The 24,809-nt window shown below is 42.7% G+C and carries 26 protein-coding genes and 1 pseudogene; 18 read left to right on the top strand and 9 right to left on the bottom strand.

Going from position 1 to position 24,809, the window contains the following annotated elements:
- Nucleotides 1-308: 308 nt before the first annotated feature.
- The 6 genes from E4U82_RS16890 to E4U82_RS16870 all read left to right on the top strand — a co-directional run bounded on the left by E4U82_RS16890 (nt 309) and on the right by E4U82_RS16870 (nt 6,478).
- Nucleotides 309-599 (top strand): hypothetical protein, encoded by a 291-nt coding sequence (locus tag E4U82_RS16890; RefSeq protein ID WP_135111350.1) that lies wholly within the window; start codon nt 309-311, stop codon nt 597-599.
- A gap of 147 nt (nt 600-746) precedes the next feature.
- Complete coding sequence (locus E4U82_RS16885) at nt 747-1,112, top strand: hypothetical protein (RefSeq protein ID WP_135111349.1); 366 nt, start codon at nt 747-749, stop codon at nt 1,110-1,112.
- An 880-nt stretch (nt 1,113-1,992) separates the two neighbouring features.
- Nucleotides 1,993-2,127, top strand: a complete 135-nt coding sequence (locus E4U82_RS20675) for an RAxF-45 family protein (RefSeq protein ID WP_425339535.1) — start codon at nt 1,993-1,995, stop codon at nt 2,125-2,127.
- Nucleotides 2,128-2,240: 113 nt separating this feature from the next.
- Entirely contained in the window at nt 2,241-3,872 is a 1,632-nt protein-coding gene (gene abc-f / locus E4U82_RS16880) for a ribosomal protection-like ABC-F family protein (protein ID WP_135111348.1), read from the top strand.
- Between the two features lie 221 nt (nt 3,873-4,093).
- A complete protein-coding gene (gene rsgA, locus E4U82_RS16875) occupies nt 4,094-5,197 on the top strand; it encodes a ribosome small subunit-dependent GTPase A (RefSeq protein ID WP_135111352.1) in 1,104 nt (367 codons plus the stop codon).
- A 426-nt stretch (nt 5,198-5,623) separates the two neighbouring features.
- Complete coding sequence (locus E4U82_RS16870; protein ID WP_135111347.1) at nt 5,624-6,478, top strand: aldo/keto reductase; 855 nt, start codon at nt 5,624-5,626, stop codon at nt 6,476-6,478.
- A 334-nt stretch (nt 6,479-6,812) separates the two neighbouring features.
- Here E4U82_RS16870 and E4U82_RS16865 read toward each other — a convergent pair whose 3' ends face one another.
- The 3 genes and pseudogenes from E4U82_RS16865 to E4U82_RS16855 all read right to left on the bottom strand — a co-directional run bounded on the left by E4U82_RS16865 (nt 6,813) and on the right by E4U82_RS16855 (nt 9,194).
- A complete protein-coding gene (locus E4U82_RS16865; protein ID WP_135111346.1) occupies nt 6,813-8,414 on the bottom strand; it encodes an ABC transporter permease in 1,602 nt (533 codons plus the stop codon).
- A 7-nt stretch (nt 8,415-8,421) separates the two neighbouring features.
- A pseudogene (locus E4U82_RS16860) lies at nt 8,422-8,574 on the bottom strand (ATP-binding cassette domain-containing protein); the annotation flags it as partial.
- Entirely contained in the window at nt 8,574-9,194 is a 621-nt protein-coding gene (locus tag E4U82_RS16855; protein ID WP_167751472.1) for a TetR/AcrR family transcriptional regulator, read from the bottom strand. The pseudogene E4U82_RS16860 and the gene E4U82_RS16855, both read right to left, overlap by 1 nt.
- A 191-nt stretch (nt 9,195-9,385) precedes the next feature.
- Here E4U82_RS16855 and E4U82_RS16850 point away from each other — a divergent pair, with 191 nt between their 5' ends.
- The 3 genes from E4U82_RS16850 to E4U82_RS20040 are packed head-to-tail and all read left to right on the top strand — an operon-like array spanning nt 9,386 to nt 10,282.
- A complete protein-coding gene (locus E4U82_RS16850) occupies nt 9,386-9,592 on the top strand; it encodes a helix-turn-helix transcriptional regulator (protein ID WP_135111351.1) in 207 nt (68 codons plus the stop codon).
- Nucleotides 9,589-10,062, top strand: coding sequence for a hypothetical protein (locus E4U82_RS16845; protein ID WP_135111343.1), 474 nt, complete (start codon nt 9,589-9,591; stop codon nt 10,060-10,062). The genes E4U82_RS16850 and E4U82_RS16845 overlap by 4 nt, the downstream gene beginning before the upstream one ends.
- 49 nt (nt 10,063-10,111) lie before the next feature.
- Nucleotides 10,112-10,282 carry a hypothetical protein gene (locus E4U82_RS20040; RefSeq protein WP_167751471.1) on the top strand — a complete coding sequence of 57 codons (171 nt, stop codon included), beginning with the start codon at nt 10,112-10,114 and terminating at the stop codon, nt 10,280-10,282.
- A gap of 209 nt (nt 10,283-10,491) precedes the next feature.
- Here E4U82_RS20040 and E4U82_RS16840 read toward each other — a convergent pair whose 3' ends face one another.
- On the bottom strand, nt 10,492-11,031 hold the full coding sequence (locus E4U82_RS16840; RefSeq protein ID WP_135111342.1) for an HD domain-containing protein: 540 nt from the start codon (nt 11,029-11,031) through the stop codon (nt 10,492-10,494).
- Nucleotides 11,032-11,183: 152 nt separating this feature from the next.
- Here E4U82_RS16840 and fni point away from each other — a divergent pair, with 152 nt between their 5' ends.
- The 9 genes from fni to E4U82_RS16795 all read left to right on the top strand — a co-directional run bounded on the left by fni (nt 11,184) and on the right by E4U82_RS16795 (nt 20,705).
- On the top strand, nt 11,184-12,233 hold the full coding sequence (gene fni, locus E4U82_RS16835; protein WP_135111341.1) for a type 2 isopentenyl-diphosphate Delta-isomerase: 1,050 nt from the start codon (nt 11,184-11,186) through the stop codon (nt 12,231-12,233).
- A 95-nt stretch (nt 12,234-12,328) separates the two neighbouring features.
- Entirely contained in the window at nt 12,329-12,778 is a 450-nt protein-coding gene (locus tag E4U82_RS16830) for a DUF2188 domain-containing protein (RefSeq protein WP_135111340.1), read from the top strand.
- Nucleotides 12,779-13,502: 724 nt separating this feature from the next.
- The gene (locus E4U82_RS16825; protein ID WP_135111339.1) at nt 13,503-14,366 is read left to right on the top strand and encodes an MBL fold metallo-hydrolase; all 864 of its coding nucleotides are present in this window, start codon (nt 13,503-13,505) and stop codon (nt 14,364-14,366) included.
- A 151-nt stretch (nt 14,367-14,517) separates the two neighbouring features.
- Entirely contained in the window at nt 14,518-15,240 is a 723-nt protein-coding gene (locus E4U82_RS16820) for a DsbA family oxidoreductase (protein WP_135111338.1), read from the top strand.
- Nucleotides 15,241-15,627: 387 nt separating this feature from the next.
- Nucleotides 15,628-16,587 carry an ABC transporter permease gene (locus tag E4U82_RS16815; protein ID WP_135111337.1) on the top strand — a complete coding sequence of 320 codons (960 nt, stop codon included), beginning with the start codon at nt 15,628-15,630 and terminating at the stop codon, nt 16,585-16,587.
- Entirely contained in the window at nt 16,571-17,527 is a 957-nt protein-coding gene (locus E4U82_RS16810) for an iron chelate uptake ABC transporter family permease subunit (RefSeq protein WP_135111336.1), read from the top strand. The genes E4U82_RS16815 and E4U82_RS16810 overlap by 17 nt, the downstream gene beginning before the upstream one ends.
- Nucleotides 17,524-18,294: an iron ABC transporter ATP-binding protein gene (locus E4U82_RS16805; protein WP_135111335.1), complete on the top strand. Its 771-nt coding sequence runs from the start codon at nt 17,524-17,526 to the stop codon at nt 18,292-18,294. Before E4U82_RS16810 ends, E4U82_RS16805 begins: the two co-directional genes overlap by 4 nt.
- Nucleotides 18,295-18,585: 291 nt before the next feature.
- Nucleotides 18,586-19,635: a siderophore ABC transporter substrate-binding protein gene (locus E4U82_RS16800; protein ID WP_135111334.1), complete on the top strand. Its 1,050-nt coding sequence runs from the start codon at nt 18,586-18,588 to the stop codon at nt 19,633-19,635.
- A gap of 299 nt (nt 19,636-19,934) precedes the next feature.
- Nucleotides 19,935-20,705 (top strand): SurA N-terminal domain-containing protein, encoded by a 771-nt coding sequence (locus E4U82_RS16795; protein ID WP_135111333.1) that lies wholly within the window; start codon nt 19,935-19,937, stop codon nt 20,703-20,705.
- A 97-nt stretch (nt 20,706-20,802) separates the two neighbouring features.
- On the opposite strand, the gene hisC is transcribed toward E4U82_RS16795, so the two are convergent.
- From hisC to hisH, 5 genes are read right to left on the bottom strand one after another with little or no spacing between them, the layout of a single operon-like run.
- A complete protein-coding gene (gene hisC, locus E4U82_RS16790; protein WP_135111332.1) occupies nt 20,803-21,879 on the bottom strand; it encodes a histidinol-phosphate transaminase in 1,077 nt (358 codons plus the stop codon).
- Nucleotides 21,872-22,516 carry a bifunctional phosphoribosyl-AMP cyclohydrolase/phosphoribosyl-ATP diphosphatase HisIE gene (hisIE, locus tag E4U82_RS16785; RefSeq protein ID WP_135111331.1) on the bottom strand — a complete coding sequence of 215 codons (645 nt, stop codon included), beginning with the start codon at nt 22,514-22,516 and terminating at the stop codon, nt 21,872-21,874. Before hisIE ends, hisC begins: the two co-directional genes overlap by 8 nt.
- Nucleotides 22,509-23,279 (bottom strand): imidazole glycerol phosphate synthase subunit HisF, encoded by a 771-nt coding sequence (hisF, locus tag E4U82_RS16780; protein WP_135111330.1) that lies wholly within the window; start codon nt 23,277-23,279, stop codon nt 22,509-22,511. Before hisF ends, hisIE begins: the two co-directional genes overlap by 8 nt.
- Entirely contained in the window at nt 23,280-23,990 is a 711-nt protein-coding gene (gene hisA, locus E4U82_RS16775) for a 1-(5-phosphoribosyl)-5-[(5-phosphoribosylamino)methylideneamino]imidazole-4-carboxamide isomerase (RefSeq protein ID WP_135111329.1), read from the bottom strand.
- Nucleotides 23,987-24,592, bottom strand: a complete 606-nt coding sequence (gene hisH, locus E4U82_RS16770; protein WP_135111328.1) for an imidazole glycerol phosphate synthase subunit HisH — start codon at nt 24,590-24,592, stop codon at nt 23,987-23,989. The genes hisA and hisH overlap by 4 nt, the downstream gene beginning before the upstream one ends.
- Nucleotides 24,593-24,809: the final 217 nt, after the last annotated feature.

Raw genomic sequence — 24,809 nt, 5'->3', positions numbered from 1 at the left:
ATATATGATTGATAATAAGATACCTTTTAAAGCCTTAAGGGACGGAGAAGTAATTATAATTGAATAATTGCCTTTTCTGAATTATCACCCTAATAAACATTGCAGACGATCTTCCTTTATCGGGCGCGATAATCTAATAACTTTGCGCCTGAATGGGGCCATTTAATTGAATAACTTTTTGTATTACTATGTATTTATAACTAGGGAATAAATGTAACAATAATTTGCTGAATGTTAACAATTTAATTATAAGATAAATTATGTTATGCACTTAGACCATACGGATGGCCTAAGAAAGGGGGAGAAGTATGAGCAGACGAAAGATAATAGCACTGGTTAACCTTATAATAAGTGGCTTTATTGCCCTAGCGGTATCTATATTTTTTGCTGGGGGAGCCATTGCCGAAAATTATACAGACAAAACGTTTGTTGCACCAGAGTTTTTCATCATCCTTGTTATTTGGGGTATTGGTGCCTTGTTCGTTTTGATTCAGTACTTTAAGGATTTAATACCTTTTTTTGTAATATCACTTATATTTACTTGGGTTTCTATTCCTATAGGGTTTAAAATTGGTATGACTATGGCTACATCGAGTTAAGAAATTAAAATCTCGCTAATGGGAGTTTTAATAAAAGAAAATTGCTACACAAGCATTTATTACGATTTCATAAACGGGCGCGATTGCTTTATAACAGGACTTATTCATTGGTCCATTTAATGGAACAAAAATAAGGGGAATAGTAAATTGAATTTGTTTTTATTAACCATCGTTTATTGTGCAATAACTCACCTTTTGAATATGGGCTATGCTCCTGCTCTGGGGATTTATTTGATAGGTTTATGTCTTGTCAAAGGGTTTCTTAGTGAGGAATTAAAAGATGTATTTAATGGGGAAGGATCTAAGTATTTGTACGAAAAAAACGGGTTTAGGAATTCTTTAATGGAATTGTTGTCTTTAATATTAATTTTTATTAATTCATATTTAATTGCTTATGAGCCTTTCACTCGATTCGAATTTGTTTTTATGTTTTTTCTTATTGCGGGTGTATATCGCTTTATATTTTGGGGTATAACCCGAACAATTGGAAAAAAAATAAATCCAAAGATGTAAAAGCCTGTATTCGAGGAATGGCGCAAATCTTTAATAAATCAGCACCAATATTGCAACATAGGACAGATTGTTAGGTAACAGCATCAAGAGACCACTATACAAGAAGGGGGAGCAAATTTTGAGTCATCTGACCAGAGGGTTATACGGGGAAAATGCCCACGTTAATACGTTAACGATTTTACGAATGATCAAACGGAACATCTTCTTTCTTTAATTGCTCATAATAGTTATCATGCTGGGCAGGTCGTGTTTATCAGGCGTTGTCTGAATCAATGGCCGCCTCCTTCGGGTGGAGATACGTGATAATGATTAATGAATTGGAGTTAGCATGATCTTCTCAGAGACGGACGCATTTCCGGAATACTAATGTCTAATAAGAATTGGAGCCGAGATTGCATCATGACACAATTAGGGGATATGAAAAACCTTGAAATTAGACACTTCCCTCCCCGGGAAGCCTCCCACCGAAGACTACCGACGAGTGACAGTGCTGCCAACCCCCTTATGCGAAGTCAGACTTTTGTATTTTATTATAACAAATTGCTATCATTTATACTTTAGCTACTAAGTTACTTTTATTAAAATTGGGAAAAATGTAAATATCTTACAATAAATAGCATTAATCATTGTATAATCGGTCCTGAGCTATATGACTTGTATATGTTTCAATAAAAAAAGAACGTCTTCAACTATGATGAGATAATTGATCCTAAGATGGAACAGGAGGTCCAAAAATTAGAAATGGATTAACTTAGGGAGAAGAGATAACTCTGATAACAGGATTAAAGTTCCTGGATGAAAATTCACCTCATCCCTCTCTCATTGACTTCCCTCCACTTTTCGCATAAACTGGTTATATTAGGAAAAGGAGGTGGATTAGATGAATCTTACTGCGAGCAGCATATCCAAGTTCACTGAATACTTGTGGCTTTGTTATGCGCTTTTTTCCGATGTTTCTTTTAAGGGGATACGTATGTCCTTTTTTAAGACAATTCAACGGAAAAAATACCAGTAAGAGACATCTGACCACAAACGGTAATTTTTGATAGGTTAGGCGGCAGGGTCTGTTTCTCTGTCGTCTTTTTTACTGCTGGCAAAGGTGTTTCTTCTAACGGAAGGAAGAGCATGATGATTGTATGCAGTATACAGAATGTGACACAGGTGATCGGGGCCAATACGATTTTTGAGAAGATAAAAACTGAAATAAAGCAAGGTGACCGGATTGGGTTAATCGGCAGAAACGGCGAGGGCAAATCGACACTCCTGGATTTGATGGCGAGGAAAACGCAGCCGGCTAAGGGCGCAATCATATGGAAAAAAGATTTGACGGTTGGGCTGCTTGAACAAATGCCGGATGTTGACCGAGGGAAAACCGTTGAAGCAATTCTTTATGAAGTTTTTGCGTCTGTTGAAAGTTTGAAGGAAAAAATGACAGCTTTGGAACGTGCCATGTCATTGGAAACAGATTCGGATAAATTAACGCGTCTAATAGAGAAATACGGGACATTGCAGGAGACATTTCAGCGAGACGGCGGGTATGAAGTCGATTCGCAAATCAGACGGATCATGAGCGGACTGCAAGTTGACAATCTAGCACAGAAGGCATGGCGGCAACTAAGCGGTGGTGAACGGACAAAAGTTGGGTTAGCCCGATTGCTGTTAACATCACCCGATCTATTATTATTGGATGAACCGACGAATCACTTGGATTTATCAGCTATCGAATGGCTGACAGATTTTATCAATCACTACCACGGGACAGTAATCGTTGTGTCACATGATCGCTATTTCCTTGATGAAACCGTCACGTCAATTTTGGAGATGGATCAGGGTGAACTGATCCAATACCATACGAATTACACAGGCTACGTGAAGGAACGGGAAGAACGGCTACTCCGTGAATTTCAGCAGTATGAAGACCAGCAAAAGAAGATTAAGAAAATGAAGGAGACGATCAAGCGGCTGAAAGAGTGGGCAAATCGCGCTAATCCGCCTAATGACGGGCTTCATCGACGGGCCAAAAGTATGGAAAAGGCGTTGGCCCGAATCGAAGTGAAGAAAAAGCCGCTATTGGACCAGAAAAAAATGGCTCTCGATTTCCAGATGCATAAGCGGAGCGGAAAAGATGTCGTGACCATGGAAGCGGTCAGCAAATCTTTCGGCAACCGGCGCTTGTTGACGGCGATCAATATGCTTGTCCAGTTTCAAGAGCGCATTGCTGTTGTCGGTGGAAACGGAAGTGGCAAGTCAACGATTCTGAATATGATTTTAGGCAGCGAATCGGCGACAGACGGCGAAATCAGGCTTGGAAGCAATTTGTCAGTCGGCTATTTGTCACAGCATATGTTTGAGATGGATGGCGAGCGTTCGATTTTAGACGAATTCCGTGACCAGGTGCATGTCACGGAAGGGGACGCCCGGCATATATTGGCCACATTTCTTTTTTACGGCAAAACGGTTTTTCAAAAAGTAAAAAGTTTAAGTGGCGGCGAAAAGATGCGCCTGCGTCTGGCACAGCTGGTTCATCAGCATCATAATCTGCTCATACTCGATGAACCGACAAACCATTTGGATATTGAATCAAGGGAAGTGCTGGAGGAAGCACTTGATCAATTTGCCGGAACAATTATTGCTGTATCGCATGATCGCTATTTTCTCGACAAAATGTTTTCGATAACCTATTGGCTGGCTGATGGGGCTTTGATGAAATACGAAGGCAATTACTCATTTGCACGGGAAAAGCGGTATGTAAAGCAGTGAAGGGTGTCGACAAGGGATGAACTGGTCTTCTTGAAGGAATTTACGGGTGCGTTGTTGAATTTTTCACAAAACAGCTGTCATATAGTTGAGATTTATAGTAAAATGAGGTTATTCAGGTTCATCCATTTTGAAAGGAGTGGTGTTTTATGGCTATTGTCAAGCGAATCTTTATAAACCAAAACACGAACAGCAAAATGGAGGAACAGCCGGTCTAATGCATGATGTTTCCTCCAATAAACAAGGAGGAATTTCTCAATTTGAGTAATTTGGAAAAAATCGGATGGGCTTATGATAGCCAGGATATGAATCGTGAAGCGGTCGCACGGGTGATGACCGTACAAAAGAACAGTTACCGTATTTCGGATGGTAACATAGAATATCTCGCCCATCTAAGCGGAAAGTTTTTAAATCAGGTGACGGATTCACTTAATTTTCCTGCCGTTGGTGATTGGGTGGACGTTCATAAATTGCAGGATGAACAAAAAGCTGTTGTAAACAGGGTTTTGCCGCGGAAAAGCCAGTTCGTCAGACAGGCGGCAGGCACAAAGGTTGAAGCGCAAATGGTTGCCGCCAATATGGACATTGTTTTGATCGTCAGCTCGCTGAACCACGATCTGAATGAACGGCGGATGGAACGTTATCTATTGTCTGCTTATGAAAGTGGTGCAACACCAGTTATTGTGCTGACGAAAAAGGATGAATGCGCCGCGGATGAAGTGGCGGATGTTATGGCCCGTGTTGAAGAAGTGGCCATTGGTGTGCCTGTCGTCGCCATCAGTAATGTAACGTGTGATGGCATTGATGATTTAATGGCGCATTTACCGGCAGGACAAACTGCGGTGTTGCTTGGCTCTTCAGGTGTCGGCAAATCTACTTTGGTTAATACACTGCTCGACCGGGCTGTTCAGGAGACGAAGGACATTCGCGCCGCAGACAGCAAGGGACGGCATACTACGACACACCGGGAACTATTTGTGCTGCCAAATGGTGCGTTACTGATTGACACGCCGGGCATGCGCGAACTGCAGCTCTGGGAAGGCGAATCATCCATGGATTCTGCGTTCAGTGATGTGGAAACATTTGAACGGGAATGCAAGTTCAACGACTGCCGGCATGATACTGAGCCAGGATGCCGGGTCCGGGAGGCACTGGAGAATGGCGAGTTGTCCGAGGAGCGGTTTCAAAGCTATCGAAAGCTGCAGCGTGAACTCGCCTTTGAACGGCGGAAACAGGATCAGCGGGCATATCTGGAAGAGAAAAACAGATGGAAGAAACTGAAGAAGCAGCGGCAGGATCACGATCACTTTTTGAAAAAAAGACGATAGAATCCGTAACAAGCAGGTAGCTATCGCAAACATTAGATATACAAGCAAAAATGTCTGTCAAAATGAAGGTTGTTTTGACAGGCATTTTTCTTTGTAACAAGGATTTACCAATCGCTTAAACACGCGGGTTATATGATGAGAGATGGTTTGACGAAATTCGTACCAAAAAGATGTCCTCATGCCATCAATTGATTGGTGTAGGATTTTCTTGAACCGGGTATAATACGTATGAACATCTCAGTAAGGGATGAAAACATGAAATGCTGGTAATGTAATTGAGCTTAACGAGTGTCCGGCAGTTTCATTAACCAGAATCACTGTTTGATGAAGGATGGCTGTTGATTTCATATTGGCAGATGAGAAGGAAATATCTGTTTTTCTATCATTCTCAACTTACATTACAAAGATTTTAAAGGAGATGAGAGTGTGGCTGTTAATCATAACGATTTTATTTTAAATGATGGTGGCTTGCTTCCCTTTGTGGGATTAGGTACGATCGGCATTAACGGTGATCAGGGAACATTTGAAATTTTAAATGCTTTAAACACAGGATACCGTTTAATCGATACGTCAACAAACTATGACAATGAAGGTATTGTCGGTGAAGCTGTGCGTCGATCGGCATTGCCCAGGGAAGACATTTTAATCAGTACAAAATTGCCTGGATCTTACCACGAATACGACAGGGCGTTTATCTTTATTCAAGAATCTTTACGCCGCATGGGGTTAAAATACTTTGATAAGTATTTAATTCACTGGCCGAATCCCAAAGACGGCAAATACGTAGAAGCTTGGAAAGCATTAGTGGATGCTCAAAAACAGGGATTAATCAGAACCATTGGTGTTTCAAACTTTGAACCAGAGCATCTGGACAATATTATCGCAGAAACAGGTGTGACGCCTGCTACAAACCAGGTGGAGCGTCATCCGTATTTTAATAATAACCGTATGGTTGAAGAAAATAAAAAACGGGGGGTTCTTACCGAAGCCTGGAGTCCTTTTGGCCGGGGTTATCTGAATGACGTGCTGCAAAATGCTACGATTAAAGAAATAGCAGATCAATACGATAAAACGCCGGCACAGATTATTTTAAACTGGAACTATCAGGCCGGCGTATTGACGATTCCAAAATCGAGTAATCCAATGCATCAAAAAGATAATATCGATAGTACTAACTTTGAATTGGCCTCTGAGGATATGAAAACAATTGATTCGTTGGATAAAGGGGAAGCCGGTCGTGTAGAAGGGCAGGATCCCAACGAATATCACGAATATGTATAGACATGCTGGAATATCAATTGTTTGGGCAGGAAATTAGCGCTGTGCATCAAGATGAATTAAAGAGCCTCTACATCAGCAATAGATGTAGAGGCTCTTTTTTAAAAGGCAAGAAAGTATATAATTTGAGCCCTACTACGGTGTCATTCACTAATTGCGTTCAAACAGGTTTTCATCGAAGCAATGTAAAGAGGATCGAAAATCTGTTTTATTCTAAGCTCCGTATCCATGCCAGATGGATACGAAATAAGCATAATAAGACTGTCCTTTCAGGTGGGTGACAGTCTTATGGCTTGATCGTTCATCCTTTTCACAGCAAACTCGGCTGGATCGTCCATCAGTTCTGAATATCCCGTTTGTTATAACTGATGAATCCCACCAGGGACGTCACCAGGCTGATCCCCAGCAACAAGATAACAGGCTTCGTATCGAACGCCTCGGATGAGAGCGCCGGGACGATTTCAAAAACTGATAAGCTGTCGAACCAATCCGGAAGATCCAGAACATCGCCAAGAAAAATAATAATAAATCCATAGATGAGATAGAGCCAGATGATACTGGTGATTTTGGGAACAAGACCAATCAACAAGATGCTCAAGCCAAGCAGTACCCAGATGGCTGCAAGATACGTAAACGCCGCAAGGAAAATGTCGCCGGCATCCAGTGGCTGATTCAATACGGCTGTGCTTGTTCCCCACAGGCTGAGTGCGATTAGCGCTTGCATCAGAATACTGGTGGCCACCCCCAGTAATAGATAGTTGCCCATTACTCTCGTACGGGAGATAGCTTTGCTGAGAAAATTTTCGATCCGGTTTGCCGTTTCTTCTTTTTTCAACGCCATGACGCTTATAACCGCCGGAACAGCACTAATTAAGGACATCATGGCCATCAATAGCGTCACAAATTGATTCGTGACATCCGATTCACCTTGCATCATTTTTTCAAGAAATGGATTATCGGCAAAATAGGATTCCAGATCGTCCAGAATATAGCCGAATGAAGTACTGAAAAGAACAATAAAGACCGCCCATACGATTATTGGTACTCTCTGCTCGTGAGCAGTGAAGCCGATTGGTGTTTTCAGAAATATAGAAGCGTGTTCATTGCCTGGTTTTGGCGAAATGAAGCCTGCGTCCAGATCCCGGACAAGATGGAGATAAAAAGCACCGGCAGTGAGAACAAACGCAGCAATCACACAGCTGTACACCGGCCACCAGTCATTTTGGATGAACACATTCGTCCGCATGCCCCAGCCGAGCGGTGAGATTAATGACAGGGTATCATTGCTGACATCGCCAAAGGCACGCACGAGATACGCAACAGCCAGAACACCAAAGGAAAGTATGGTTGTTCCTCTTGCGGTTTCTGCAAGCTGAGCCAAAAATGCTGTGATGGCGGCGAATACGACCCCTACGCCTCCAAGAATAGATCCATACAAGTATGCGCTTTGCCAGTCGGTGCCATCTATATCCGTCGCCCAAAGACCTGTTCCGATAATCGCTGCCAATAATATGTTAACGATGGTGATGACAAGCATGGCGGCACCCAAATAAGACAAACGGCCAATCGGTAGTGAGCGGATGAATTCGGTCCGTCCTTCTTCTTCATCCCCGCGGGTCATGCGACTGACGAGCATAATGTTCATGACTGCCGCAATCACCAGGGTAAAGAGCATGGTTTCCTGTGCGAATAATGCAGCTGTTGTCGACAAAAAGTCCTGCAAATTGTAGCTTGAACCGACCATGGCTTCCATGGCGGGGTTATTCATCGTGATAGCAAATCCGCGCCTTGTCTCCTCATCTGGATAAACGCTTGGATAAGCAGTTACCGTTGCTACGATGATGACGGCAAAACCGGCGAGCCAAAGCAAGATTTTCAAGCGCAACTGCCTGATAAGCAAACCTGTCATGTGCGGCATTTCTTTAAAAATATTTACCATGCATATTGCCCAACAAGATACGGATGGTCGTTGATTTTCCGGCACCATTCGGGCCGATAAAACCGTAAATTTCCCCCGGCTCGACATCCATGTCAATGCCATCAAGCGCTTGGAACGTACCGAATGTTTTCGCGATCCCTTTCGTTTGTAATACCGTCATTATGAATCTCCTTCCTTGAGTTTGCCGTCAAATAAAAACTGGATTTGCTTCTTGGTGTTTACCAGCAGCTGATCATAAGTCATATCCTGGTCGTAAACATACAGCATTGTTTGTGTGACCATCACACTGTAGATGGCAAATGCCCCTTGTTTGGCATCTACAGATAGCTTAAACATGTCCTGGTGCTTTTTAATTAATTGCTCAAACCACACGATTGCCTCCATATCAAGCTGCAATGCCTCGTTTCGGAAATCAGTCTGCTCCTTGGATTGGTCTGTCAAAACAGGCATTAGTTCCTGCCAAAATGATTTCGGGTAGTGTTCGATGAATGCCAGCGTCCGTTGTAAAAACTGTTTCAGCTGCTCCATAAAATGCACTGAATCATCATGCAACTCTGTTTGCATCTTGTTGCGCAGTGTTTTCATTTCCATGGAAAAGAGCGTGATTAACAACGCACCCTTGGAAGGGAAATAATTATAAATCGTTCCAGTGCCAACTTCCGCCTCCCGGGCAATTTCGGTCATCGATGTCTGCTGGTATCCTTGTTCTTTAAATTTTTTCTCGGCGGTTTTTAAAATATTTCGCTGGTTCTTTTGCTTAGTTTTTTCCCGTAAGCTCAATCCGGCTGCCTCCCTTTTTCCGAATATGAAGGAGGGGTCAAATGAGTTAATAGCTATCTCATTCGCGGCTGCATCTTTTAAGTTGATAAAAACAACAATAAACCTAACATAATGTTAACTTGACTTAACAACTTGTTAGGGTTTATTATATATATAAATTGAATTAGAAAATAAAGGAGATTAAAGTGCACATATCCAATCGAATCAGGGAATTGCGTGCCCGTTTTCAATGGACACAGCAAGATCTTGCGTCAAAAGTGGGAGTTACCAGACAAACAATTGCTGCATTAGAAAAGGGAAATTATATTCCGTCTCTTCTCTTAGCGATGAACATTTGTCTGGAATTTCAAATGACTGTCGAAGAAGTATTCCAATTAAATGGGGAGGATCAGCAATGAAATTTAGAAGTTATTTGTTGAGCTTAACGGTATTAGCTTTGTTTGGATGGGTAATGATAGCATACTATGATTCTGCGTTAGATATTAAATCAACTTTTGATGATCCAAATAGCAATGGATTTGGTTTTACATTAAATGTATTACCCATTATTCTTTTTTTAATAGTCACTTTGCCGGCCGCAGTTATGTTCACCCGCAGGCAACGGAAAGAAAAAAAGGGGTGGAAAGAGGCACTTCTTTTTCCACCAGAATTTAGGGAAAGGGATGAGCGAGAAAAGGCGCTTACTTCTAAAGCCTCTCGAAACTCTTATATTTCAATGATGATTGTATTGCCATTTCTTGCTGTATGTATGTTATTTCAACCATTTGTTTCGGATTATTTTGCTGCGTATCCGATCGTCATTTTAATGCTTTTTCCAGTTATTCAAATCACTGTGTTTTATCTATCAATAAAGAAGAGATTACAATAATAGTTTATTTTCGCTCAGGGGTTATCTGCGGGACACTTATGATGATTTTGTGGAAGATAAAGAGCACTTTTTAGCATATGATGGAGAGATACAGGATTGCGTCATTGTAAGATATGCGACATTAATTTCTGGACATACCTCTACAAATGAGCGATATGCAGTAGATATTAATAGTGGTAAAATCAATAAATTTTCTGGTGACCTACACGATATTGACTAAAAAGAAAAACAGATACTGCTTAACTAACAGGCGCGAGAATGGGGGTGGCATCATGCAGTTTAAGTAATTGGATGGAGAGCGATGGATGAAAAGGGGTATCCGTCTTTTGGAAAAATAATGCCAAGGGCCAAGCCGATGTTGACATTCGATGATGGCTTTCTCAGCAGGTGGGGAAGCGGAAAAAGTAGTACCTATAACGGGTAAGCATCTCAGCCAAACACCCGCACCACCGCATCCCGAAATGCCTGGAAATAATCGGGTATTTCGTCTTTAGTCAGTCCGACGTCCATATTGGCAACTATTGATTGATTGTACCATTTTTGTAAGGCAAATCCGGCATTAAAGTTCTCCCACAATACATCGCCCTGAAGCTTGTATTCTTTTTCCATCGATAATAAGTTATCCAATTTATCAGCGACGATTAGAAACTTTACATCCTTTGCAGCGTATTGAACGGTATCAATCGTATGTTGTTTGCGTTCTTTCCATGTTTTCGATTTATCTTCTTTATGGGCAGCTACAAGTTTGGCGACCTCGATGCCAAATGCTGCTTCAATATCTTCCATTTCAAGCGGTGTGTCTTCCACGACGTCATGTAAATAGCCAGCAGAAACCAATTCATCGCTGAATCCGGATTTCTCAAGAAGCTCTGCGACGCGAATGGGGTGGGTGATATAAGGGTCATTGGAACTTTTCCGTGTCTGGCCTTCATGGGCTTTTGCTGCAAAATCTCTTGCGTCATGTTTCATCAACGGGCCTCCAAGACATTAGAAGTTGGGCATCAGTATACCAGCCACATAGGAAATCTGCAATTGTGCCTGGTAGCGGTTTGTATATTGTTTCAATCCACATAGATTATGGTATGATAATAGTAATGACATTTAAGTTAGGATGAATCGTGATGGACGAAGGGATTAATAAACGAAAAACGGAGCACATCCGGCTTTGTCTGACAGATAATGTGGAAGGTGTGAATAAGGCAACAGGACTTGAAGGAATATCCTTTATCCATAATGCATTGCCTGAAATTAATTTTGCCGATATCGAAACGAGCACCCGTTTTCTGGACAAGCCGCTCAACGCACCATTTCTAGTCAGCTCGATGACGGGCGGATCGGAATTGGCGGCAAAAATTAACCAGAATCTGGCAAAAGCAGCAGAAGAAAAAAAGTGGGCTGTTGCACTGGGCTCAACCAGGGCTCTTCTGGAAAGCGATGCCCATCAGGAGTCATTTTTAATTCGAAAACATGCACCAAGCGTCCCCTTGATTGCCAACATCGGGGCGGTCCAATTGAATTATGGCTACGGGGCAGAGGAATGCCAGCGGATTGTTGATCTGACGGGAGCTGATTCGATTGTGCTGCATTTTAACCCACTTCAGGAAGCAGTTCAAGACGGCGGGGATTTGAATTTCGAAAACTTGCTGCCGAAAATTGAAAAAGTCTGCTCAACGCTAAACGTTCCGGTTGGGGCGAAAGAAGTCGGGTTCGGTATTGACGGCACCATTGCCAAGAAGTTATACGATGCCGGAATTTCCTATATTGATGTAGCAGGCGCCGGCGGGACGTCCTGGAGCCAGGTGGAAAAGCTCCGGTCGAATGATCCACTCAAAAAAGCTGCCGCGGAAGCTTTTAATAACTGGGGTATCCCGACAAAAGACTGCATTGTCTCTGTCAAAAGTGCACTGGAAGATGTGCCCGTTGTCTCCAGCGGCGGGATGAAAACCGGCATGGATGCTGCGAAAGCATTAACCATTGGTGCTGATGTGATTGGCTTTGCCAGAAAGTTACTGGAAGCTGCAACAGAATCCGAAGCGGCTGTTATTGAAACAATGGATCAGATTGAACTCGAACTGAAAATGACCATGTTCGGGATCGGCGCCAGAACACTGGATGATTTGAAAAATACGAAGCGAGTCTCCATCATGGGCCAGTCACTGCTCGAATATTAATTGAAAAAGCTGTTTACCTAAACCGGTAAGCGGCTTTTTCTATGTTTTACAGCTTGTGCAACGGGAAACATAGTACCAAACAGGAGGTATGCGAAATGCCATGGACCATGAACGATTATCCGTCCTCTATGAAAAATTTGAATAACACAACACGCAAAAAGGCCATTGATATTGCGAATTCAATGGTCGATGAAGGCTATGATGAAGACCGCGCCATCCCAATCGCAACCAGCCAGGCAAAAGAATGGGCGCAAAATGCGAACCAGTCCGAACGCGACAGGTTTAAAAACAGCGGCAAACCGACTGAACGCTCAGAAGAAGGGAAAAAATATGATGACAATCCCGAGCGGCTTGAGGAAGGAGAGCACGTGATAACGCATAATGATGGCTGGGCTGTCAGATCAAGTGACGCAGAAAGGCCAAGCCATGTTTTTGAAAACAAAAATGATGCCATACAACGTGCCCAGGAAATTGCCGAAAATAAGGGCACTTACCTGATCGTGCACAGACAGGATGGCTCCATTCAGGAGCATCAATCTTACTAAGAAACTGTCCCGGCTTGCGGGATAATTTCTTATTTGAGAGGTTCGGACTTTTGTACGAAGCCCTTTTCATGTTTTTTTCCGTAGAAACCGACTCGAGAACAGTTCTCGAAGCCCTTTTCAGGAATTTTTTCCGTAGAAACCGACTCGAGAACAGCTCTCGAAGCCCTTTTCAGATTTTTTCCGTAGAAACCGACTCGAGAATAGTTCTCGAAGCCCTTTTCGGGAATTTTTTCCGTAGAAACCGACTCGAGAACTGATCTCGAAGCCCTTTTCAGGAATTTTTCCGTAGAAACCGACTCGAGAACAGCTCTCGAAGCCCTTTTCAGGAATTTTTTCCGTAGAAACCGACTCGAGAACAGCTTTCGAAGCCCTTTTCGGGATTTTTTCCGTAGAAACCGACTCGAGAACAGTTCTCGAAGCCCTTTTCAGGAAATTTTCCGGAGAAACAGACTCGAGAACTCCGAAAGCGCGGACAGGGTGGACGCAAGCTTCAAAACGCCCAAACGGACATGAAAATCAACCGGAAGTCAGATGACATACTTCTCAGCAGAATTCTGACTATACTTCCTCCGCTAAGGCAGTGGACTTTTTGTTTTTAGATAGGATTGTTTTAGTTGTGTCCCAGTCTCTAAACTTTTGCCTCAACCTCAAATGATTTCCTCATCATCATTCTGGTTATTATCGATAATTCTCCAGATACTAACGCAAAAAGGAGGTTTTCCATATGGATCAAGAAATGCATGAAGCAGGAGACAATCGCTTCATCCCAATGACATCCATCACGAGTGGTTCTGGTCGGGAAGTGATTAATGATGTGTATTATTACACCGATCAGATCGCCAATATAGCTTTTATCGGTTATCCGGATAAAGGCGACTGGGTGTTGATTGACGCCGGACTCCCGGGATCCGCGGACGAAATACGTGCTGAAGCGGCAGAACGGTTTGGCGAGAACGCGAAACCATCTGCCATTATTCTGACACACGGACACTTTGATCACGTCGGCGGATTGGTTGAACTGGTACAGGAATGGGATGTGCCAGTCTACGCTCATGAACTTGAGATGCCTTTTTTAACCGGCGAAAAGAGTTATCCCGAACCGGATCCTAGTGTCGAAGGGGGAATGCTGGCCAAAATATCCGCTATTTATCCGAACGAACCTATTAACTTAGGGAAGGCCGTGAAGCCGCTCCCGGATGACCACTCGGTTCCCGGACTTGATGACTGGGAATGGATTCATACACCAGGCCATTCGCCGGGACATGTATCATTTTACCGGGAGAATGATTCCCTGCTGCTTTCCGGCGATGCATTTATCACCGTGAGGCAGGACTCGTTTTACAATGTATTGATGCAAAACGACGAAGTGAACGGGCCGCCACGATATTTAACGACAGATTGGGAAGCGGCCAAGAAATCTGTGGAAAAATTGGAGGCGATCCATCCCGATATGGTCGTACCCGGACATGGAACAGCTATGCAAGGTGAAAATCTGACAGAAGGTTTGCAGGAGCTTGTTCAAACGTTTGATCAAACGGCTAAACCAAGTTATGGCCGTTATACGGAGGATGACGACGACACTTATTAGCTCTGGACATTATGGCGGAAATCAGTGATACGAGCACCGGTTTCTGCTCTTCTTACTTTCCAATGGACACCCGTGAATTGTCGCACAAGCACAATATTTACTGAAGAACTTTGTGCTGTGCTACAATGAAACACAGAAACGAGGTGTTTTGATGAAAATAGAGGTATGGTCAGATTTTGTGTGTCCGTTTTGTTATATTGGTAAACGCCGATTGGAATCAGCCTTGGAGCAATTTTCCCATCGAGATGATGTCGAATTAGGATATAAAAGCTATGAACTGGATCCAGATGCTGAGGTGAACCCTGGTCAGAATATGCATGAATATCTGGCTGCTAAAAAAGGCATGTCGTTTGAACAGGCAAAAAGTATGAATGAAAGTCTGGGAGAGCAGGCTGCGGAAGTTGGATTGACATATAATTTTGATACGATGCAGCATACAAACACGTTTGATGCGCACCGTGTTGCCAAATATGCCACCGAAAAAGGCAAAGGTAAAGAACTGACTGAACGCTTATTAAAAGCTTATTTCACAGACTCTGAATTAATCAGTGATCATGCCACATTAATCAGGCTTGCCGGAGAGGTGGGCCTTGATCAGGATGACGTCACAGCCTTTCTGAAGGTGGATGATTACGCCCTCCATGTCCGAGCGGATGAAGAACAAGCGAGACAATTGGGTGTTGAGGGTGTTCCATTCTTTGTTTTCAATGACAAATACGCTGTGTCTGGGGCCCAGCCAGCGGAGGTCTTTACTGAAGTACTGGAAAAAGTTTGGGAAGAAGAGAAGGAACAATCGCCATTGCAATCATTGAATCCTAAAAAATCCAAAACCACCTACTGTACGGACGAGGGCTGTGAAATCGTAGAAGATTAACAGACAAACACCGAAACCTTTGAAAAGATCATGTCTTTTCAAAGGTTTCTTTTTTATTCACAATTTTATTGAAAGTTAAGTTGCAGTTATCAGGAAATCTGATATAATGACGGTAGTTCTAATTGATAATGAATTTCATTATTAATTAGATTGGACTCATTAAAAAATAATAACCATTCTAAAGTGTGTTCAGTCTGACAGTTGGCATGATCAGGACTGATAGCTGAACACTAGGCGAAAGGTAAATGTTTATCTGTCTGTTTCAGTGTGCTGAGTTCAGTTGTAAGTAGAATGGAATGCCGCAACGAAATCGTATATGGATTGATGAAATGAAAACCATTTCTAGCTGCGAACCAGGAATAAACAAACAAGTTATGAGGTTTAAGCATGAGACTGTGGATATTAATAATTATAACGATGATTTTGTCAGTGATATCGCTATTTTTAGGTGCGATAGATATTCGCTTTAGTGACTTGCTGGATTTAGATTCAGATGAGCTGAAAATTTTTTTGATAAGCCGAGTGCCCCGGTTATTGGCAATTATAATGGCAGGTGCCGGGATGAGTATAGCTGGTCTCATTATGCAAAGTCTGAGTCGAAATAAATTTGTATCGCCAACAACAGCTGGAACATTAGATGCCGCCCGACTTGGGATCATGATATCGATGCTGTTTATCACAAATGTTACATACACACAGCAAGTTATCTTCAGTTTTGTGTTCTCGTTAGCAGGTACATTCCTTTTTATACAAATTCTAGATCGCATTCAATTTAAAGACGTTATTTTTGTACCACTAATTGGGATAATGTATGGCAATATTTTAAACTCGATTACCGTATTCTTCGGTTATGAAGCCGATATTCTGCAAAATCTTCAATCCTGGTTTATGGGCAGCTTTACATTAATTGTTGCTGGTCGTTATGAGCTGTTGTATATAAGTATTCCAGCTGTGTTACTCGCTTATATTTATGCAAATAAATTTACAGTAGCTGGTATGGGAGAGGATTTTGCGAAGAACTTGGGGATGAGTTATAAGGTAGTCCTTAATTTAGGCCTTATTCTAGTCGCCGTTATTTCGACATCTGTCGTATTAACTGTAGGTGTCATTCCGTTTTTGGGTCTCATTGTCCCCAACATCGTATCTATCTTTAAGGGGGATAACATTCGTAAAACAATACCTCTTACAATGGTAACGGGTGCTGCATTTTTATTAATTTGTGACATTATTGGTCGTACTATCGTGCACCCGTATGAGATACCAGTAAATGTTACAGTGGCAGTCATTGGCAGTGCGATCTTCTTAATTTTGTTATTTAGGGGGAGAGCATATGCAAAGAAATCGTAAGAGGTTGATTTTTTTAGCAGTACTAGCCATTATTTCTGTTTTATTGTATGCATTTTATGATATAAAGGGTGGCTTTGATTACGCCTTTCCAAAACGGGTTACGCGTATAGCAGCAATGATGGTGACAGGGATCGCTATTTCTTATGCAACAGTGGCGTTCCATACCATTACACAAAACCGAATATTAACCCCTTCCATTATGGGGATGGACGCCATGTATGAAGTTGTGCAGACACTCATTTTCTTCTTGGCGGGGTCTACGTCAATTTGGGTCGTCAATAACTATTTGAATTTTGGTGCAGCATTGATTGCAATGGTTCTGTTCGCGCTTATTTTATATCGGTTTCTATTCAGAACGAAAAAATATCCGATCTATTTATTGCTATTAATTGGTATCATTTTAGGGACACTTCTCGGGAATTTGGTAACGTTTCTCCAGGTTTTAATTGACCCTGTCGAATATATGAGTTTACAAACCTTTTTATTTGCCAGTTTCATGGATGTTAAAGCAGAAATTTTGTATATTGCGATTGCCATATTGGTTGTTGCGTGTATTTACGGCTATCGTATTATGGGTCAGCTGAATGTCATGGCGCTTGGTCGTGAAAATGCTATCAGTCTTGGTATTAATTATGACCGGATGCTAATGAATATTTTAATTTTAGCTTCGGTGTTGATTGCGACGTCCACAGCGTTAGTTGGTCCGATAACGTTCCTGGGTCTATTGGTAGCAAACTTGTCCTATCAATATTTGGTTACCTATAAGCACTCGACCCTAATTTTAGGTGCAAGTCTTCTAAGTATTATTGCGTTGGTAGGGGGACAATTTATTGTTGAACATCTATTTGAATTGCGTACGACTTTAAGCGTTATTATTAATTTTATTGGTGGTATTTACTTCATTTACTTACTATTAAAGGAAAGCAGGGCGGTAAAATGATTGAAATCAAAGAGTTGACGAAGCGATTTGGTAAGAAGAATGTTGTGGATAACGTTTCCATAAACATTAAGCCTGGGACGATAACGTCATTTATCGGCCCGAATGGAGCCGGGAAATCCACATTATTATCCATGGTGAGCCGGTTTTTGGATTCTGATACCGGTGAAGTATTACTTGACCAAAGTAACGTTAAAAAGTGGAAGTCGAATGCGTTCGCAAAACGTGTTTCCATTTTAAAACAGTCCAACTTTTTAAATGTGCGTTTGACTGTACGTGAATTAATTTCATTTGGCCGTTATCCGTATTCTAAAGGCCGTTTGACAGCAGAAGATGAAACGTTTGTCGATCAGGCTATTGGTTATATGAACTTGCATGATATGGAAGATCAGTTGATTGATGAATTATCCGGCGGGCAAAAACAGCGAGCATTTATCGCGATGGTGATTGCTCAAGATACAGAATATATATTACTTGATGAGCCATTAGCCAGTTTGGACATGAAGCACTCTGTGCAAATTATGAAAACACTAAGGAAGCTTGTGAACGAGCTTGGTAAAACGGTTGTTATTGTTTTACATGATATTAATTTTGCATCTGTCTATTCCGATCGTATTGTGGCGTTAAAGGACGGAGAATTAGTGAAAAACGGGCCGACAAATGACATTATTAACCCCCAAACTCTAAGTGAAATTTATGAAATGGATATACCGGTTCAGGAACAGAATGGTTGTCGTATTTGTGTATATTTTAATGCTCATGCAAATTAATCGGGGATTGGCACATATTAACAGATGATCAAAACATTCAAGCCAGACAGCCTGTATAAACGTAAACATCTTTGTTAGTACGGGCTGTCTAAATAATATTACAAAACACTTTATTAAAGGTGTCATACGACAAATGATACTAAAATAATTAGAAAATTTTTTATAAATTTTAAAAAATTTCTATAAAGTATTGACGAGAATGATTAATCATTCTATAATGATCACAACCTTAATTGATAATGATTATCATTATTGATTAAGAGATTTGAACGAATAGGAGGAATTCATATTATGCGAAAAAGGATATTACTTGGCATTGTTTTTACGGTGCTCGTACTCTTTCTTGCAGCTTGTGGTTCTAATGAATCGGCTGATGAGGAAGGAAATAAAGACTCTTCTGAGGAAGGGACAACTGAAGAGAATACAAATGAGAATGCAGAAAAAGCTGGTTCTACATATCCCATGACCGTCTCTTCAACGCTTACTTCAACGGAAAGCAGAGATGGAACTCAAACTTACAATTTTGAAGATATAACGTTTGAGTCCAAGCCTGAAAATATTGTTGTATTTGATTACGGCTTCTTAGATACACTGGATGCACTTGATGTTGAAGGGGTTGTAGGCGTTCCACAGGGTTCTACCTTACCAACGCATCTTGAGGATTACAATTCCGATGAGTATACCAATATCGGGACATTAAAAGAACCGTTACTTGAAGATATTGCAGCATTAAAACCAGATGTCATTTTTATCTCTGGTCGTCAGGCTGCATTCTATGATCAATTAAAAGAAATTACGCCTAATGTTGTATTCGTAGGTACTGATCAAGAACAATATTGGGAGTCATTTAAGTCCTCCGTGGATATAGCAGCGAAAATGTTCGGTAAACAAGCGAAAGCTAAAGAACATATGGCTGATTTAAATTCTAAAGCAGAAGAAATCAATAACCTTGCTGGAAATTACAACGAAAGCTTGGTAACATTATACAATGAGGGACAATTATCGGGCTATTCAACCCCATCTCGTTTCGGGTACATTTATGATGTGTACGGATTCGAGCCAGTCACAAAAGATATCGAATCTTCAAGCCATGGTTCCAACTTTGGATATGAAGCAGTTTTAGAATTCGATCCGGAAATATTATTTGTCATAGACCGTACTGCAGCCATTGGCGGCGATTCAAATATTGAATCTGACATGGAAAATGACATTATTAAACAAACAACTGCTTATCAAAATGATCAAATTGTTTACTTAGACGGCCAACTATGGTACTTAGGCGGCTCCGGTTTGCAATCTGAGCTAGCAAAAATGGAAGAAATATCAGCTGAATTGGAATAGATAAAATCCGATTGAAATTTAGTTATTAGATTTGGATGAATGGGTTTGTGATAAAAGGCAGCTAACTGGCCGTCCTTAGGGAATGAAAAAATGGAGATTGGTGATAGTGCCAACCTCCATTTTTTACGGCAAAATTAAGTGAAAACCCGTCCAAATTGTAATGGAAATGTTAATGAGTGGCATCAATGCTGCTGTCATGGGATAAACCGGCGATAGCCTGTATCATAAAACTTGCGGAACCCCCATAAAATATGTTTGAATAAAATAACACTGTAAAGAAATGAGGGACAATCCAACTTATGAAGAAGTTTATAATGTTAATGATAACGCTGAGTTTGGCTGTTTTATTGGCAGCATGCGGCGGCGACGGTGACTCTAAAGATAATAGTGAAAATGGATCTGAAGGGGATCAGGGTGAACAAGCTTCCGGGCAGCAGGAAATGCCCGAACCTGACTTAGAAGACGTTCCTGATGTTGTAGCAAAAGTCAATGAAGAAGAAATAACGAAAAAGGAATTTGAAAGCACCTATAAAGGGCGATTCCAGCAAATGGCCATGCAGGCACAGATGACCGGGCAGGAAATTGACCAGGATCAAATGAAACAGCAGACGGCAGAAGGTCTGGTTGGGACCGAGCTTATCGTACAGGAAGCCAATAATCGCGATTATAGTGCGTCTGACAAAGAAATCGATGAAACATTGAATGAAATGGCACAACAGCAGCAGCTTGAGTCGTCAGATAAGCTAATATCGGCGCTGGAAGAACAAGGCATGAAAAAAGATGAAGTCATGTCTCAGGCTGCAACGCAAGTGAAAATCGATAAGCTGATTGCGGAAGAGTCGGGTGATACCGAGCCTACGGAGAAAGAGCTGAAGGAAGCTTATGATCAGTTTAAAGCACAGCAGGAACAAATGAATAAAGATGGGGAAGGCAGCGAGCAAGAGGTCAAGTCTTATGATGACATGAAGTCAGATCTTAAAACACAATTAAAGAACCAAAAACAGGCAGAAGCAACCCAAACGCTTGTTGATCAGCTTCGTGAAAATGCCGATGTGACGATAAACCTGTAAGGGGTCGATCATCTCTCATTTTCAGACACGAACGATCAGCGTAAAAAGAAAAAGACCAGGTTCCGGATGGGGCCTGGTCTTTTTACATAAATACAAGTTAATCTTGAACAGCAGCAAGCGGAGTGATGCTGTCCAGTGCCTTTAAAAAGGATTCCATTTGCTCATCGGTTCCGATTGTTATCCGGAGATAGTGATCGATTGCCGGTTTTTGAAAATGACGGGTTAAAAATCCCTGCTGTTTTAGACGTTGATAAAGGGATTTAGCGGAATGTTTATAATGCGAAACAAAAATAAAATTGGCCTGAGAAGGCAGGACATGAAAGCCGCGTTTTTTCATTTCGGAGATTAGCCATTCCCGTGTACGGATGATTGTTTGGGTTGTTTCCCGGAAATGGTCTCTATCCTTAATGGCAGCCGCGGCGCCGGCAATAGCCAGTCGATCGATCGTATAGGAGTTGAATGAATCCTTAATCCGGACGAGTGCTTCAATCAGCCCCGGATCACCAAGTGCAAAGCCAACCCGTAGCCCAGCCAGTGACCGGGATTTGGACAATGTCTGCACAATCAGCAGATTCGGGTATTGCTTCACTAGGGGAGCGGCCGAGGCGGGTGCGAAATCGATGTAAGCTTCATCAATAATCACCACATATTCCGGATTATTTATAACGATTTCCTCGACAGCTTCCACATTCAAATATAACCCTGTCGGCGCATTCGGATTGGCAATGACAATGCCACCTTCAGCTCCAAAGAAATCTTCAGCCGGGATCGTGAAATCACGGTTTAAGGGGACTTGTTCATAGGGAATATTGAACAGTTTGGCATAAACCGGGTAAAAACTGTACGTAATGGCAGGGAAACGGATTTGGGCATGCGGTTCGAAAAAGGCCATGAACGAAAAGGCAAGAACTTCATCAGATCCATTCCCAACAAAAATGTGATCCTTAGTGACGTTATAATAACTACCAATTTCATCGCGCAGCTTATCGGCGTCCGGCGCTGGGTATAAGTGCAACTTCCGTGTCAGTTCATCCTGAATTGCTTCCTTGACCTGTGACGATGGGCCGTACGGGTTTTCATTTGTATTCAGTTTAATGATGTTCGGATCGTTCAGCTGCTCACCAGGCACGTATGGTTCTGTACGCTTGGTCGTTTCGCTCCAGAATTTAGTCATTGGTACTGACTTCCTTTGCGGCATGACGTTTGGCCAGTTCCTGTTTAATGTCAGAGGTGGACACGCCCATCAATTCCATCAGGACAAGTGTATGGTAGGTAAGGTCAGCGATTTCCCACACCATTTCGACATGATTGTTGTTTTTGGCTCCGATGATCACTTCACTTGTTTCCTCCCCGACTTTTTTAAGGATTTTATCGATGCCTTCTTCAAATAAATAAGTGGTATAGGAGCCTTCTTTTGCCTCGTCGCGCCGTTGACTGATAAGAGTGGCCAGTTCGCTTAACCCCATTTGGTCGGGAGTGTCACGATGTTCTAATGGGTGATGAAAACATGATCTGTTTCCGGTATGACATGCGGGTCCCAATGGTCCAACCGTCACCAGTAGGGAGTCGGCGTCACAGTCAAAGCGGATGTCCTTAACAAGCTGCCGGTTCCCTGATGTTTCGCCTTTATGCCAGAGTTCCTGCCGTTTCCGGCTGAAAAACCATGTTTCACCGGTTTCAAGTGTTTTATTCAATGCTTCCTTGTTCATATAAGCAAGGGTGAGAACTTCGGCCGTGTCCGCATCCTGAATGATGGCCGGGATCAGTCCTTGCTGATCAAATGTGAGTTTGTTTAGCTGTTTGTCATCCATAACATGACCTCCTGACAGGAATGCCGTTTTCTTCAAGATCGATTTTCAGTTCAGGTATTCGTATGTCGTTATAATGAAAAACTGATGCTGCCAGAGCCGCGTCAGCATTCGCTTTCGTCAGCACCTCGGCAATGTGGCTTTTCGACCCGGCACCGCCGCTCGCCACAACAGGAACATTGACATGGTCGGCAATCGCTTTCGTCAACGCAAGGTTGTAGCCGTTCTTATCGCCGTCCGTATCAATCGCATTCACGACGATTTCGCCGGCACCGAGTTGTTCCCCCTGTTGAGCCCACTCAAGTGCATCCATGCCGGTATCTTCTCGGCCGCCTTTAATAAAAATATGCCATTTCTGTGAGCTGACTTGTTTGGCGTCAATCGAGAGAACGATACATTGGCTGCCGAATTTCTGGGCTGCTTCTTTGATGAGTTCAGGGTTGTTAACCGCGGCACTGTTGATGGAAATTTTATCGGCACCAGCTCTGAGTGTCTGATGGATATCCTGGATGCTCCGGATGCCGCCTCCGACTGTGAACGGGATAGCGATTTCTGCTGCCACTTGCTCGACGATATCGAGAAATATTGGCCGCTCTTCGTGTGATGCGGTGATATCATAAAACACCAGCTCATCAGCACCTGCTTCATTGTAGCGTTTGGCCAGTTCGACAGGATCGGCGATGTCACGAATGTTTTGAAATTGATGCCCTTTGACGACCCGCCCTTTATCAACATCCAAACATGGAATAATTCGTTTTGCGAGCATTTACGTTTCCTCCCGTAGTGTTTGAAACGATAGTGTGCCATCATACAGGGCTTTGCCAATAATGGCACCATATAGGTTCATCTTTTTCAGCTGATGGATATCCGCTGCAGAAGATATACCACCTGAAGCGATAACATTGATGGCGGTCAGCCGATTGATTGTCTCAAGTTCCTGGAAATTTGGTCCCTTCAGCATGCCGTCTTTTAAAATATCGGTGTAAATGATCGTTGATACACCAATGACTTCCAGCTCTTTTACCAGGTCTTGCGCTGTGACGTCACTCGTCTCTGTCCAGCCGTCTGTCGCCACGCGGCCATTTCGGGCATCAATGGATACGGCAACTTTATCGCCATAGGTGCTGACTGCTTTTTCTAGAAATGACTTGTCATTGATTGCGGCAGTCCCGATGATGACCCGGTCCACTCCTGCTGACAGGTAGGCTTGGATGGTGTCCATTGAACGTATGCCGCCGCCGACCTGAACAGGAATAGTGGTTGCATGCGCGATGTTCCGAATCGTTTCGATATTGGCTGATGCTCCATCTTTGGCGCCGTCCAGATCAACAATATGCAAAAATTCAGCCTGGCTTTTTTCCCACTGCTGTGCTGCATTGGCAGGGGAATCATTGTATATTTTTTCTTTATTGTAGTCGCCCTGGATCAGGCGGACACATTTGCCGTTTCGGATATCGATTGCGGGAAAAAGAATCATGATAGCATCGCTCCAAAATTTTGTAATAACTGTAACCCGGCGGCACCACTCTTCTCAGGATGAAACTGCATACCAATCAGATTACCGTTCCGGACGATTGCCGGGACTGTTCCGCCATATGTGGTGCTGCTGATGAGGTCATCTGGGTTGTATGAGGTAACTGCATAGGAATGAACAAAATAGACGTACGTATTGTTCGCAATATCATTAAGCAGGGTACTGTTGTTGTGATGTGTTAATGTGTTCCAACCCATATGCGGCACTTTTACGGAATCATTAATTCGGCCAACTTCGCCATGAAGCAGCCCGAGGCCATCCCAAAGACCATTTTCATAGCTTTTTTCATACAACAGTTGCATGCCGAGGCAGATGCCAAGGAGCGGTTTCCCGTGGGTAGCTTCTTCCTGAAGGGCGCCCGTGAGCTCTAATTCGATTAAAGCATTCATCGCGTCATAAAACGCGCCGACCCCAGGGAGGATAATCCCATCGCTTTGCCTGATAATGTTCGGGTCAGTCGTTAGTTGGAAATCGAGGCCAACGTTTTTTAGGCCGTATTGTAAACTTTTAATGTTTCCTGCACCATAGTCGATGATGGCAATCATGAGATGTCCTCCTTTTCTGCAATGTTTACCTCCTGGCCGGTTTTGCACCGAGTATACGAAGGTGCAAAACGCCAAGTCGAGCGAGAAGTCCGCCAAGTCGAGCGAGAAGTCCGCCAAGTCGAGCGAGAAGTCCGCCAAGTCGAGCGAGAAGTCCGCCAAGTCGAGCGAGAAGTCCGCCAAGTCGAGCGAGAAGTCCGCCAAGTCGAGCGAGAAGTCC

The sequence above is a fragment of the Lentibacillus salicampi genome (assembly GCF_004565465.1).
In the GTDB taxonomy this organism is placed as follows: Bacteria; Bacillota; Bacilli; order Bacillales; family Amphibacillaceae; genus Lentibacillus; species Lentibacillus salicampi.
The sequence above is the reverse complement of the archived record's forward strand: the minus strand, read 5'-3'. Positions and strand labels throughout refer to the sequence as shown.